Below are 13525 nucleotides of genomic sequence, written 5' to 3'. Positions count from 1 at the left end.
AATCGGCATGAGCTTTTTAAATGAAACTGGCGTCCCAACCGGTTCGATTGTGACATTTCGGCCGGCATAAGTGCCGTGAACCGGCCATCGCAGCGTCAATTGATTATTTTTTGAGCGAGGAATTTCGAAGAAAATTTTAGGAAAAAGCCTACATATCGCGACCCGAAGTCCGACTGTTTAAAAGGTCTCTTTCTCGATATACGGTCGCCAGGAAACACCGCGTAATGTTTTCGCGCGCAGTGTGGGCGATAAAAAGAAGGGGCTGGACGCTCTGGATCAACGCTTTGCTTGAATAAAAGCTTGGCGCAAGCCCGTCGAACCCCTTTGGATTGACGAACTTGCGGCAGCTTTTACCCTGACCCGGCCCTTGCGCAGGCACTCCCTGTACCCGTAGGTCACTCCGACTCTGTAGCAGTCAGAACGTCCCGGCCCCCTGGTCATGCGCCGACCTTCATCGGGTGGGCGCAATAGAGGCCAGCGCAGGCGCTGCCCTCATGTTCAAACTCAGTACCACTTCGGATCTTTTTTCAATGTTTCCATCAACAGATCCTGCATGCCCTGATCAGGCTTGCCGAAGAACCTGTAAGTGGCATGTCGCGTTGGCGACTTGTCGGACGGCAGGCCTTCGGGCACATCAACCAACATGCCGTAGGCATCGTCCTTGTCGAAGCTGAACGCAACGATCAAGCGGTGATTGAGGCACTTGTCTGCATTTTCGCAGAGCGGGCCAACGAGATACTTGTCGCCATCTTCTTCCACGGCATTCATCTGCTGTTCGGAAGTGCCGGACAGGTTCATCACCCATTCCGGCAGGCGTTCTTCGTTCTTTACCACGCCTTGCCAGGTTTCCCTGTACTGCGAGTCTGAACTCAACAGTTCGTTGACCCGCGCCTGGCCGTCGTTGGCCGCCATCGCCATGGCACTACCGCCCAGAAGCAGGGCGGCTGCCAGTGTCTTTAAAGCGCTCATCGTCAACCTCGGCCGCGACGGCCCATGAAGAACGACACGACGAACATCACCAGGAACACGACGAAGAGAATCTTGGCGATACCCGTGGCGGTGCCCGCGATACCACCGAAGCCCAGTACCGCAGCGATGATGGCAATGATCAAGAATGTGATTGCCCAACTCAACATGGTGATTCTCCTTACTTCTCTATTTAGGGATGTTGCGTGTTCCGGCGCATCGCGCCCGAATCCGGTTAATTCAATTAAAAGACCCAGCGCTCTTCACGCGGCAGCTGATCCATCGGCTGCGCCTGGTCGACTTCCATCATGCGCATCGAAGCGCTCTCGGCCGCAGTGCTGCTGACGGCACTGAAGTGCTTCTGCGTGCTGTGCTGGATCGAGACCAGCGGCTCAGGTTTCTGGCTGTTTTCCCAGCTCAGGTATTGCTGACACGCGATCAGGGTGATCAACAGCGCGAGCACGCCAAACAGACCTTGCTGGATATGCAGAGGCGAGATACGCATTTGGGCGGCACGTTGGCGAGTCATCCTGGGTTCCTCACGCTTATTCGGTTGGGGCAGTTCTGATCTGCCCGGGCTGAACAAGGTATTGCAGCCTGCATGCCAGTTTTTTATCTAAAAAATAATCAATAAAATCAATAGCTTACATTGCGTTGAGAAAATCCCCGGGACGCATCCTGCACGATGCAGCATCTGCGGTCGTGCGCATTGCACGATTTTTTCGTAGGAGAATTCATTCTTATGGAATTGAGAGCAGGGCGCAGATGTCAGAAATGTATGCAGGTGAATGCCTGCAAAGCAGTGATTGTTTAAAAATTCAAAAAAATCAGTGGATTAGCCGTAAAGGCAGGAGAGGGCTACCCTCCTATGGCCGGCATCGTTCAGAATCAACCATGCAACTTGCCCGATTTTTCCGGGACTAACTCAAGATCAATCACTATGGAGCGTAGGAAAAATGGAATCTGCCACTGAGCAACAAGGCCGCATTCTGCTGGTGGACGATGAATCCGCCATCCTGCGAACTTTCCGCTATTGCCTCGAAGACGAAGGCTATACGGTGGCCACCGCCAACAGCGCGGCTCAGGCCGAGGCACTGTTGCAACGTCAGGTCTTCGACCTGTGCTTCCTTGATTTGCGTCTGGGCGAAGACAACGGCCTCGACGTATTGGCGCAGATGCGCATTCAGGCACCGTGGATGCGGGTGGTGATCGTCACCGCCCACTCGGCTGTCGACACGGCCGTGGACGCGATCCAGGCCGGCGCCGCCGACTACCTGGTCAAACCGTGCAGCCCGGACCAATTGCGGCTGGCGACTGCCAAGCAATTGGAAGTGCGCCAACTCTCGGCGCGCCTTGAAGCGCTGGAAGGCGAAATCCGCAAGCCCAAGGACGGCCTCGATTCCCATAGCCCGGCGATGAAAGTCGTCCTGGAAACCGCGCGGCAAGTGGCGGGTACCGATGCCAACATTCTTATTCTTGGCGAATCCGGCACCGGTAAAGGTGAGCTGGCCCGAGCAATTCACGGCTGGAGCAAACGCGAGAAGAAATCCTGTGTAACCATCAACTGCCCGTCGCTGACAGCCGAGTTGATGGAAAGCGAGTTGTTCGGTCACAGTCGCGGTGCGTTTACCGGCGCCAGCGAAAGTACCCTGGGTCGAGTCAACCAGGCAGACGGCGGCACACTGTTTCTCGACGAGATCGGCGATTTTCCCCTGACGTTGCAACCCAAGTTGCTGCGCTTCATTCAGGACAAGGAATACGAGCGGGTAGGTGACCCGGTGACTCGCCGCGCCGATGTGCGGATTCTGGCGGCCACCAACCTCAACCTCGAAGACATGGTGCGCGATGGTCGCTTCCGTGAAGACCTGCTGTATCGCCTTAACGTCATCACCTTGCACCTGCCACCGTTGCGCGAGCGGGCCGAGGACATTCTGACGCTGGCCGATCGCTTCCTCGCGCGCTTTGTCAAAGAGTACGCACGCCCGGCGCGCGGTTTCAGTGACGAGGCCCGTGAAGCGCTGCTCGGCTACCGTTGGCCAGGCAACATTCGCGAGCTGCGCAACGTGGTCGAGCGGGCGAGCATCATCTGCCCGCAGGAACGGGTGGAGATCACTCACCTGGGCATGGCTGAGCAACCGGCCAACAATGCGCCACGCGTGGGTGCCGCGCTGAGCCTGGATGAGTTGGAGAAAGCCCACATCGGCGCAGTACTCGCCACCGCCGGCACGCTGGATCAAGCCGCGAAAACCCTGGGCATCGACGCCTCGACGCTGTATCGCAAGCGCAAGCAGTACAACCTGTGAGTGCCCGACGATGAAACTGGCGATGAAGTTGCGGACCCGATTGTTCCTCAGCATTTCCGCGCTCATCACCGTGGCCCTGCTAGGGCTGTTGCTCGGCTTGGTCAGCGTGATGCAGATGGCCGGCACTCAGGAAACATTGATCCGCAACAACTTTGTCACCCTCGATCTGGGGCTGAAACTGCGCCAGACCCTCGGCGATCAGCTGATCATGATGCTTGCCGAGAAGCCTGACCCGGTGGCGTTCGAGGCGTCCAAGCAACATTATTTCCAGTTACTTGACGAAGGCATTGCTCAAGAAGAGGAAGGCGATGGCCGGCAATACGGGTTCTCTCAGGCCAAATCCGATTATCTTAAGTTTCTTCAGGTGTTTGATCAGTCCCGTGACCCGGGTTTGGCGCTGAGTGGCAACGGTGACCTTCGTGAACGCTTCAACACTTTGCGCAATGGCTTGATCGCCGAGCATAAGCAGGCGCTCGACAACATTAATTCGGTGCAGCACGCGGCCCGCGACCGGGCGTTGCTGATTGCGAGCCTGCTCGGGTTGGTCGGGCTGGCTGTGTTGATCATCGGGTTCGTTACTGCCCACGGGATTTCCCGACGCTTTGGTGCGCCCATCGAGGCGCTGGCCAAAGCGGCCGATAACATCGGCCAGGGCAATTTCGAAGTGACGCTGCCGACGTCCTCGGCGATGGAAGTGAATCTGCTCTCGCGCCGGTTCGGGCTGATGGCCGAGGCGCTGCGCCAGCATCAGGCCACCAACGTCGATGAGCTATTGGCCGGTCAGCAACGCTTGCAGGCGGTGCTCGACAGCATCGACGACGGCTTGTTGATGATCGACCGCCAAGGCCATCTCGAGCACCTCAACCCGGTCGCCCAGCGCCAATTGGGCTGGGACGATGACCGTCTCGGCCAGGGCTTGGGCAGCGCACTTGAGCGACCGGAACTGGATGAGCAGCTGCAACTGGTGTTGCGCGGCGGCACGCTGGAGCGGGCGCCAGAAGACTTGAGCATCGAGGTCGATGGCGAGTCGCGCCTGCTGACTTATAGCCTGACCCCGGTCAGCCACACTCAAGGTCACATTCTTGGCGCGGTGATGGTGTTGCACGATGTCACCGAGCAAAGAGCCTTCGAGCGGGTACGCAGCGAATTTGTGCTGCGCGCGTCCCATGAACTGCGAACGCCGGTGACCGGCATGCACATGGCGTTCGGGCTGTTCCGCGAGCGGGCGAAGTTTGCGCCGGAGTCTCGCGAGGCCGACCTGCTCGATACCGTCAACGAAGAAATGCAGCGCCTGATGCAATTGATCAATGACTTGCTCAACTTCTCGCGTTACCAGAACGGCTTGCAGAAACTGACGCTCGCGCCGTGCTCCATCGAAGATCTGCTGGCGCAGGCGCAATTACGTTTTGCCGATTTGGCGGCAGAAAAAGGCATCGATTTGACTGTGGAAGTACAAGGGCCATTGCCGCGCTTGCAGGCTGACCAGGCGCAGCTTGATCGGGTGCTCGACAACCTCATCGATAACGCCTTGCGCCATACCGCCCGTGACGGCCAGATCCGTTTGCAGGCACGTCGCCATGGCGAGCGGGTGATCATCAGCGTCGAGGATAATGGCGAAGGCATTGCCTACGGCCAGCAGGGGAGGATCTTCGAGCCGTTCGTTCAGGTCGGGCGCAAGAAGGGCGGGGCCGGGCTCGGTCTGGCGCTGTGCAAGGAGATTGTTCAGTTGCATGGCGGACGGATGGGCGTTTATTCGCGGCCGGGGCAGGGAACGCAGTTTTATATGGCTTTGGCAGTTTAGGCTTCGTCATCCATCCGGCGCCCTGCAATTCGCCGTCCGCGGGTAATCAGTTCAATGAACTGCACTGCACTCAGGGCATGGGCGAACAGCCAGCCCTGACCGAACTTCACGCCTTCGCTGCTGAGCAGTTCGGCTTGCGATTCCAGCTCGATCCCTTCGGCAATCACCTTCAGATCCAGGGCCTGTGCCATGTGAATGATGTGCGGAGCGACGCCGCTGCTGGCGGCGTCATGGCCGAGCGCGTCGATGAACGCCTTGTCGATTTTCAGGCAATCCACCGGCAGGGTTTGCAGGTAGGCGAGGCTGCAATAGCCGGTGCCGAAATCGTCGATCAGCACTTGATGGCCCAGATCGCGCAGCGCTTGCAGGTTATCCCGAGCGACCACCACATCAATCAAGCCGCGCTCGGTGACCTCGAAGGCAATCTGCTTGGCTGCCACTCTGTGCAGGGCCAGCAGCCGCGCCATGACCGGGCCGATGCGCGGCACCATCACGTCGCATGCGGCGAGGTTGACTGAGATATACAGCTGCGGATTGGCGCGCAACACAGGCCCCAACTGCTCCAGTAGGCGCTGAAGGACAAAGTCGGTCATCTGGCGAATCTGCCCGGTATTTTCCGCCATCGGGATAAACAGGTCCGGGCTGGTCAATGTGCCATCCGGACGGCGCCAACGCAGCAAGGCTTCAGCGCCGACGCAGTTGCGGCTGTCGAGGTCGAAGATCGGTTGATAGAGCACTTGCAGTTCGCCGCGGCGGATGGCGCCGTGCAGTTCGGCATCCAGTGACTGACGCTGGCGCACCAGCAAAAATATGCAGAACCCCACGACAGCGCCCAGCACCAGGCAGGCCGGGACTATCCACCACCAGATGGCGGGGATCTGGATGCCGGTGCGCGGCGTGATCAGCACCAACTGATATTCCGGGTTGTCGGTGGGCATGCGGTAGATCAATCGATTCTGGGTGACTTGCAGGGCGTCACGGCTTTTTGGCGGCCAGGGTTCCGCTGGTGGCCATGTCTGCGCAGTGCCGAGCACCGGAATTGCGCGGGAGCCGTGGTCCAGCACCACCAGCAGGCTGCTGCCGGGCGACAGGTCGACCATGTCGGTCAAATGCCCGCGTGATGTAGCCACCCGAAAATTGCCGCGCCCCAGCATCAATGCTGCGCGGTTTTCGTCCGGTTCGGTTGTGGTGTTCAGCCAGTAGCTGTAGGTCGGGCCTTTGATGTCCGGCGCGCGGTTAACCGACAGTCCCTCTTCGCGCGGACGATTGGAGCAGACGCGCGAGGCGTCCATATAAGCCGCTTCATAGACGAAGCGATAGTTGAAGGTGACTTGCCGCAGCGTGGCGATCATCTCGTCGTCACAACTGCGCAACGGCTGGGCTTCGAGGTCGTCGAGGCTCTCGCGCAGTTGTCCGAACAACTGCTCGAGCCGGGCGAGAAAGCGCTCGCCCTGAGCGTTCATCACCTGGCTTTCACTTTGTTCGACCTGGCGCATCGCCACGAACATTGCGCCGCTGAACAACAGGCCTGCACTGAGGACGGCCGCGATCATCGCCAAAAACCCTGGGCGATAAAACCAGCTACGCAGCGTCGCTCGGGTAGCAGCCATCATGGAATATCCGAAGAATTACCAATGAGTTATAGCTGCTGATTGGAAGTTCGCCCTGACCGTCGGGCGGGCGTCATTATTTTGTCTGATTTAGAACCAGCAGCAACGCTGCCGTTTGCGCGTCCGGGGTACCGTCGAACCGCGAAGGGCGGAAGTGCATCTGGAACGCGGCGAGGACGTGGCGCGTCGCGACGTCCAGCTCTCCAGTTTGCGGCGTCTCATAGCCCAGATGGGCCAATTGCGCCTGAAACCAGCTGATGCCTGGCAGCTCGCCGCTGGTGAACAACGCTTGCTGGCGCGCTACGGCCTGTTCGTTCGGCCACACGCCCAGACCTTCGGCGGCGAGACGCTTCCACGGGAACAGTGGCCCTGGATCAAGCTTGCGCAGGGGCGCGATGTCGCTATGCCCGATGATGTGCTGCGGGCTGATGCCGTTGCGCTTGCTGATGTCTTTGAGCAGGACGATCAGCGCCTGAATCTGCGCTTCGCTGTAGGGATACCACAGGCGCCCGGTTGGTGTGTCCTTGAAGCCCGGGTTGACGATTTCGATACCGATCGAGCTGGAGTTGAGCCAGGTGCGGCCCTGCCATTGGCTCTCACCGGCGTGCCAGGCGCGCTGGTTTTCGTCCATCAGCTTGTAGACAGTCGCGCGTTGGTCGTCACCGATCAGGTAGTGGCTGCTGACTTCACCGTGGGTCAGCAACTGCAACGAGCGCTCGAGGGAAGCCGAGGTGTAATGCACGACCACGAACTGGATACGGCTGTCGTAGTTGGCGGAAGGATGGCTGGTGTCATAACGCGGACCGCTGGCACAACCGGCCAGAACGAGTAGCGACGCGAGGAGGGCAAAAAATTTCATGGCAGAGGGCAATTACACAAGACAGTAATGCAACAGTGTAACGTACTGCCTTGGGTCCAGACGGTCAGCGAGCGGATTTAAACAAAATGGAACAATTTCTCAGCCCAGCTCAACTCGATTGCGCCCGCCATTTTTAGCCCGGTAGAGCGCCTGATCGGCTCTTTTAAGCACCAGATCGCTGTGTTCTCCTGGCTTGAACGATGCCAGCCCCATGGAAATCGTGATCGTCACCCGTTCCCCCTTGAAATGAAACGGGCACGCTTCGATCGCTGCGCGCAGGGTTTCCAACAGTTTTGCACCGACCGCTGGCGGGGTAGCCGGCATCAGCAGAACGAACTCTTCGCCGCCGAAACGTGCGATGAAATCGGAACCGCGCAGGCGTTTGCGCAATACCGTGGCAATGATCTTCAGGACTTTGTCACCAGCCAAATGGCCGTAGTTGTCGTTGATTCGCTTGAAGTGATCAAGGTCGAGCATTGCCAGGCTCAGTGTGTTGCCGTGCTGCTGCCATTGCTTGATCTCATGCTCGAGACGTTCGCTCCAGGCCGCGCGGTTGGGCAGGCTGGTGAGCGGATCGATAAGGGCTTTCTGGCGTTGCTCTTCAAGGTGTTCGCGGAAGCCCTGGGCTTCTTGCTCCATGTGCGCCACGCGCTCGGAGAGACCTTTGAGGCGCGTCGCGACTTCCTGTTCCCGGGCATCGCGCTGCTTCTGGTGTTGATCCATGGTGCCGAGCAAGCCTTCGAGATGATTTTCCAGCACCTGCTTGAGGTCATCCAGATCGGCAGCCTCCTGGACACTGGTCTGCAAGCCGTCGACTTGCTCCCGGATCTGCGTGTCCATCGCCCGCGCCGCCGAACTGTTGTCGGCATGGCCTTCGCTGGCGGCTTGCAAATTGCTCTGGAACGCTTCGAGGCGTTCGTTGAGTTGCTGCAGATACGCTTCGAATTCGTGCTGGCCGCTGTCGGTAATCGCCAGCATCAACGTCGCCAGATCGTCGAGGATCGGGATCAGTTCGTACCAGTTCAAGCCATGTTTGAGCCGCTCGCGCATGGCTTCGGCTTGTGGGCGATGTCGTTCGGGCAGGGTCAGGTCGTCGAGCAGGCCGATCAGCGTGTCTTCGATGTGTTTGGCCACGGAGCTGTAGGACGGCTCCGGGGAATCCGGCAGGGCGAAGAGGATGTCGTGCTCGGATTGCTCCGGATCGAGCGCCGCCAGTGCTTGAGCGATGGGCGGGGGCAGGGGCAGGGTATCGAGGAACAGCGGCTCTGGATCGCCTGGGTGGATCAATTCGTCGGGGTTGAAGGCGACAGGTAAAACAACTGGCGTCGGAGCAGGTGCTGGAGCGGTTTCGGGCGCGGGCTCAGATTCGACTGCGTCTGCTTCAGGTGCAGCTTTGATTACTTCGCTGGTCACCGTTGGCGGCACGAAGGTCGTTATTTGCGGTTCCCGCTGAGGCGCAAGCGCAGGTGTCTCGGAAATCGCGGTTGGCGCGGCGTCCTGGGTAACGGCAGCGGCCACCGGTGGCTCAGTGACTGCGACAGGCTCTGGGGCGGGTTCGTCTGCAGGTGCAGGTGCAACTGCCGGTTGTGCCGTCGGCGCAACTTGAGCTTGCGCTGTCGGTTCCGGCGCCTCCTCGCTGTCTCGGCTGCCGAAAAGCCTTTGCAGCAACCCCGGCCGGCCAGGTTCGGCGGGTGTCTCCACCTGACTCAACGCCTTGCCCTGCAGGCCGCTGAGCTCACCCAGCAGCAGCGGCAGTTCCCGGGCCTGACCGACACGGCCATCCAGTTGTTTGGCAAATTTCTTCAGGGGCTGGGCGACTTCCCGTGGCAGCGGCAACGCTTGCAGCTGAGTCACCAGCGCGTTCAGTGCAGTGCTGACCTGATCGATCCGGGTTTCGCGACGCTGCTCGGAATCGAGCACGGCTTTTTCCAGGCGCGGCAACAGAGCGGCGAGGCTGACGTCCATGTCGTCGGAGCGCACCACGTCGCGCATTTCTTTCATGCATTGATCAACGACGCGGTCGGTGCCCTCAGCGGCCAGCGTGCTGCGCACCAGGCCTCGGCGCAGCAGGTCGAGCCTTGCGGCCCAGCGACGTTCGAGTTTGTCCTGTTGTTCGATGCTTTTGAGGTATTTCTCTTTCCAGCGCTGGGCTTCGTCGCTCATTCAGGGGTTCCGCGAGGGGCAGGACTCAACGCGGGCAATGCATCGGCCGTGAGCGAACCCGGCAGACGAATCTCTACCGCGACCGGCAGGTGATCGGAAATCGGTTGTGCCAGCACTTCGACCTTTTCCAGGGTCAGGGTCGGGCTGAGCAAAATATGATCAAGGCAGCGCTGAGGACGCCAGCTGGGGAATGTCGCTTCCACCTGCGGGGCCAGCAGGCCGAGATCGCGTAACGGCGACTGTTGTAGCAGATCGCTGGCATGGGTATTCATGTCGCCCATCAATATCTGATGTTTGTAGCCACCGATCAAATCACGAATGTAGGCCAGTTGCAGGCTGCGCGTTCGCGCGCCAAGGGCCAAATGCATCATCACCACCACCAGCGCTTCCGATCCTTCGCCGAAGCGCAGCAGGATCGCGCCGCGACCTTTTGGGCCGGGCAGCGGATGATCCTCGATCGCCCACGGCTTGAGACGACTGAGCACGCCATTGCTGTGCTGGGCCAGTCGACCGAGGTTGCGATTGAGTTGTTGATACCAGTAGGGGAAGGCGCCGAGATGGGCCAGGTGTTCGACTTGATTGACGTAGCCTGAGCGCAGGCTGCCGCCATCGGCTTCCTGCAACGCGACCAGGTCGAAGTCGCCGAGCAGGTCGCCGATCTTCTGCAGATTGCCTGAGCGCCCGGTGTGCGGCAGCAGGTGCTGCCAGCTGCGGGTCAGGTAGTGCCGATAACGCTCGGTGCTGATACCGACCTGGATGTTGAAACTGAGCAAGCGCAGACGATGATCCGCTGGCAGGCCCGTGGACGCCAGGTGATGCTCGTTGACTTGCGGATCATGCAAGCCAACGATGCGTTCGGTCTTCCAGCGGCGCATGGCGGTTGCCGCGCTTAGTTGGCAGCGGCCTTGTTGGTGGCTCGCTCTTTGGCAACCAGTTGGTCAGCCAGTTTCAGCGCTTGCTCGGCACCACCGGCGGAGCCGATGTCGAAGCGATATTTGCCGTTGACGATCATGGTTGGCACGCCGGTGATTTCATACTTCTTGGCCAGTTCGCGAGCCTTTACGATCTGACCCTTGATGGCGAAAGAGTCGAAAGTGGCGAGGAACTTGTCCTTGTCCACGCCTTGAGTGGCGAGGAAGTCAGCCATGTCGTTCTTGTCGATCAGCTTCTTGTGCTGCTTCTGGATCGCTTCAAACACAGCGCTGTGAACCTTGTGTTCGACACCCATTGCTTCCAGCGTCAGGAACATCTGGCCGTGAGCGTCCCATGGGCCGCCGAACATGGCTGGAATACGCACGAAGTTGACGTCGGACGGCAGTTTTTCAACCCACGGATTGATCACTGGCTCAAAGGAGTAGCAGTGCGGGCAGCCGTACCAGAACAGCTCTACCACTTCGATCTTGCCAGGCACGGCAACCGGTACCGGATTGCTCAGCTCTACATAAGGGGCGGCAGGGGCTTCAGCGGCCTGGGCAGTCACGCCGAACAGGCTGGCAGCGACGAGGGCGGCGCTGATGATCAGATTACGCATGCTTTACTCCTGGACAAATTGGGTCGCCTCGCGCGACCTGTTTTCAGACAGGCCTTGGCGGGCATGAGTTCTGTAGTGTAACGGCAGCGGCCACAAAAAAGGGCGGCCAAAGCCACCCTTTTTATACTTGCTGCGACGGATTAATCGAGCGTTAACGTTGCGCGAGATGTCCGTTGCAGCCAGGGCTCTTAGTGCAGGCCCTGAATGTAGCTGGAGACCGCGGCGATGTCTTCATCACTCAGGCGCTTGGCAATGGTCTGCATGGTCATCGTGTCACCATCGTTGGTACGGCCGCCTTCTTCCTTGCGGAAATCGGTCAGCTGCTTGGCGATGTATGAAGCGTGTTGACCACCCAGGTGCGGGAAGCCGGCAGCGGCGTTGCCGCTGCCATTGGGCGAGTGGCAACCGGTGCAGGCTGGCAGGCCCTTGGGCAGGTTGCCACCACGGAACAGGGCTTCACCGCGTGCCACAAGCTTGGGATCGGCGGCGCCGACGCTGCCTTTCTGGCTGGCGAAGTAGGCAGCCATGTCGGCCAGATCCTGATCGCTGAGGTTGGTCAACAGACCAGTCATTTCCAGGACTACGCGCTTGCCCGACTTGATGTCGTGTAGCTGCTTGGTCAGGTAGCGTTCACCTTGACCGGCCAGTTTTGGAAAGTTTGGCGCCATGCTGTTCCCGTCCGGGCCATGGCAGGCTCCGCATACAGCGACTTTCGCCTGACCTGCTGCGGCATCACCGGCAGCATGGGCGAAGCCTGAGATTCCCACGGTCAACAGCAGACTCACGATCAATTTGTTCATCAGCTAATCCAACTACGGCTAAGGGTTAAGAGTTATGGACCGGGCTTACTCGCTCATCCAAAGGATGATGGCTTGGTAATCCTCGGCACTGCAGTCCATGCACAAACCACGCGGCGGCATCGCCTTGAAACCCTGGGTCACGTGTTGCACCAGCGTCTCCATACCTTTCGCCAACCTCGGCGTCCAAGCTGCCTGATCGCCTCTTTCGGGCGCCATGGGTAGTTGGCCGGAATGACAGGCACTACAAACACGGTTGTACACGGCTTCCGGATCCTGTGTAGCCTGTGCGCTGCAAAGCGGCATCAAGACTCCGGCAGCCAGCAGCCATTTAAACGACCTTTTCAGGGTTGAGAGCGTTTTGCGTTCTAATGCGCAATCAAGGTCTGTCGCTCTCGTAAACTTCGTCCTTCGCTGGGACAAAGCACACACAAAATCTGCGGCATTATATACTGGCGTCACTGAAACGGAAGCGACACCGCGTTCCGCGCCCATTCCCGGCGCCGCCCACATCGGAAATCCCATGCAGCTCAAAAATCCCATCCTCGGCCTGTGCCAACAGTCCACGTTCATGCTCAGTGCCGCCAAAGTCGATCAGTGCCCCGACGACGAAGGCTTTGAAGTGGCATTTGCCGGTCGTTCCAACGCCGGCAAATCCAGCGCCCTGAACACCCTGACTCACGCCAGCCTGGCGCGTACCTCGAAAACTCCGGGTCGCACACAGCTGTTGAACTTCTTCAAGCTAGACGAAGATCGTCGTCTGGTCGACCTGCCGGGCTACGGTTATGCAAAAGTACCGATCCCGCTGAAGATGCACTGGCAGCGTCACCTTGAGGCTTACCTGGGTGGCCGCGAGAGTTTGAAGGGTCTGATTCTGATGATGGACATCCGTCATCCAATGACCGACTTCGACCTGCTGATGCTCGACTGGGCGGTTGCGGCCGGCATGCCGATGCACATTCTGCTGACCAAAGCGGACAAGCTGACCTACGGCGCAGCGAAGAACACGCTGCTCAAGGTTCAGGCGGAAATTCGTAAGGGTTGGGGAGATCTGGTGACTATCCAGCTGTTCTCGGCGCCAAAACGCATGGGCCTGGAAGAGGCTTACACTGTGTTGGCGGACTGGATGGAATTGGCCGACAAGGGCGCCGAAGCGGCGTCTGAGTAAAAGGATTTCAAAATTGTCTGTGGTGTCTTGCGTAGCACCACAGCCGATTTTTGGGCAAAAAAAGCCCCGGATTTCAGTGGGGAGGGAGAAATTCCGGGGTTTAAGTTCCGAACCGCTAGGGCGGGGTTCAGATATCTGCCAACACTTAACACAACATAGGAGCATTGAAGGGCTTCACCAGCCATTCAGTAACTCTGAGTAGTGAGCTGCAAGATTAGTTCAGATTTTTTTCAAAAAGCTTTGGAATAAGCCCAAGCGCTATTCGGACTAAGCACCTTCCAACGGGTTTGCCGCGGCGTGAAGCCGCAGCAAAACCAGCCCAAAATG

General features: G+C 59.0%; 13 protein-coding genes. 3 read left to right on the top strand and 10 right to left on the bottom strand.

The genetic code is table 11. The annotated features are described in order from the left end of the window. Positions 1 to 504: 504 nt before the first annotated feature. The 3 genes from IEQ42_RS12420 to IEQ42_RS12410 all read right to left on the bottom strand — a co-directional run bounded on the left by IEQ42_RS12420 (position 505) and on the right by IEQ42_RS12410 (position 1495). Positions 505 to 969, bottom strand: a complete 465-nt coding sequence (locus IEQ42_RS12420) for an inhibitor of vertebrate lysozyme family protein (protein ID WP_210703741.1) — start codon at positions 967 to 969, stop codon at positions 505 to 507. A 2-nt stretch (positions 970 to 971) separates the two neighbouring features. Beyond that, entirely contained in the window at positions 972 to 1136 is a 165-nt protein-coding gene (locus tag IEQ42_RS12415; protein ID WP_042556943.1) for a DUF1328 domain-containing protein, read from the bottom strand. Positions 1137 to 1210: 74 nt separating this feature from the next. Next, a complete protein-coding gene (locus IEQ42_RS12410) occupies positions 1211 to 1495 on the bottom strand; it encodes a hypothetical protein (RefSeq protein WP_210703740.1) in 285 nt (94 codons plus the stop codon). A 427-nt stretch (positions 1496 to 1922) separates the two neighbouring features. On the opposite strand from IEQ42_RS12410, the gene algB reads away from it, so the two are divergent. Further along, positions 1923 to 3269 (top strand): sigma-54-dependent response regulator transcription factor AlgB, encoded by a 1347-nt coding sequence (algB, locus tag IEQ42_RS12405; RefSeq protein WP_042556945.1) that lies wholly within the window; start codon positions 1923 to 1925, stop codon positions 3267 to 3269. A gap of 10 nt (positions 3270 to 3279) precedes the next feature. Beyond that, on the top strand, positions 3280 to 5070 hold the full coding sequence (locus IEQ42_RS12400) for a KinB sensor domain-containing domain (RefSeq protein WP_210703739.1): 1791 nt from the start codon (positions 3280 to 3282) through the stop codon (positions 5068 to 5070). Here IEQ42_RS12400 and IEQ42_RS12395 read toward each other — a convergent pair. From IEQ42_RS12395 to IEQ42_RS12365, 7 genes are all read right to left on the bottom strand, one after another. Continuing rightward, the gene (locus IEQ42_RS12395; protein ID WP_395593262.1) at positions 5067 to 6680 is read right to left on the bottom strand and encodes an EAL domain-containing protein; all 1614 of its coding nucleotides are present in this window, start codon (positions 6678 to 6680) and stop codon (positions 5067 to 5069) included. The genes IEQ42_RS12400 and IEQ42_RS12395 overlap by 4 nt on opposite strands. 76 nt (positions 6681 to 6756) lie before the next feature. Continuing rightward, the gene (locus IEQ42_RS12390) at positions 6757 to 7539 is read right to left on the bottom strand and encodes an N-acetylmuramoyl-L-alanine amidase (RefSeq protein WP_210703737.1); all 783 of its coding nucleotides are present in this window, start codon (positions 7537 to 7539) and stop codon (positions 6757 to 6759) included. Positions 7540 to 7638: 99 nt separating this feature from the next. Continuing rightward, positions 7639 to 9702 carry a GGDEF domain-containing protein gene (locus IEQ42_RS12385; protein WP_210703736.1) on the bottom strand — a complete coding sequence of 688 codons (2064 nt, stop codon included), beginning with the start codon at positions 9700 to 9702 and terminating at the stop codon, positions 7639 to 7641. Then, complete coding sequence (locus IEQ42_RS12380; protein WP_210703735.1) at positions 9699 to 10577, bottom strand: endonuclease/exonuclease/phosphatase family protein; 879 nt, start codon at positions 10575 to 10577, stop codon at positions 9699 to 9701. The genes IEQ42_RS12385 and IEQ42_RS12380 overlap by 4 nt, the downstream gene beginning before the upstream one ends. 14 nt (positions 10578 to 10591) lie before the next feature. Next, positions 10592 to 11233, bottom strand: coding sequence for a thiol:disulfide interchange protein DsbA/DsbL (locus IEQ42_RS12375; RefSeq protein ID WP_042556951.1), 642 nt, complete (start codon positions 11231 to 11233; stop codon positions 10592 to 10594). A gap of 188 nt (positions 11234 to 11421) precedes the next feature. Next, entirely contained in the window at positions 11422 to 12033 is a 612-nt protein-coding gene (locus tag IEQ42_RS12370) for a c-type cytochrome (protein ID WP_210703734.1), read from the bottom strand. A 45-nt stretch (positions 12034 to 12078) separates the two neighbouring features. Continuing rightward, entirely contained in the window at positions 12079 to 12336 is a 258-nt protein-coding gene (locus IEQ42_RS12365) for a c-type cytochrome (RefSeq protein ID WP_042561931.1), read from the bottom strand. Between the two features lie 217 nt (positions 12337 to 12553). Between IEQ42_RS12365 and yihA the strand changes: the two genes are divergently transcribed. Then, positions 12554 to 13198 carry a ribosome biogenesis GTP-binding protein YihA/YsxC gene (gene yihA, locus IEQ42_RS12360; RefSeq protein ID WP_150617002.1) on the top strand — a complete coding sequence of 215 codons (645 nt, stop codon included), beginning with the start codon at positions 12554 to 12556 and terminating at the stop codon, positions 13196 to 13198. Positions 13199 to 13525 lie beyond the last annotated feature (327 nt).

It is taken from the genome of Pseudomonas iridis, assembly GCF_017980685.1.
Lineage (GTDB): Bacteria > Pseudomonadota > Gammaproteobacteria > Pseudomonadales > Pseudomonadaceae > Aquipseudomonas > Aquipseudomonas iridis.
The sequence above is the reverse complement of the archived record's forward strand: the minus strand, read 5'-3'. Positions and strand labels throughout refer to the sequence as shown.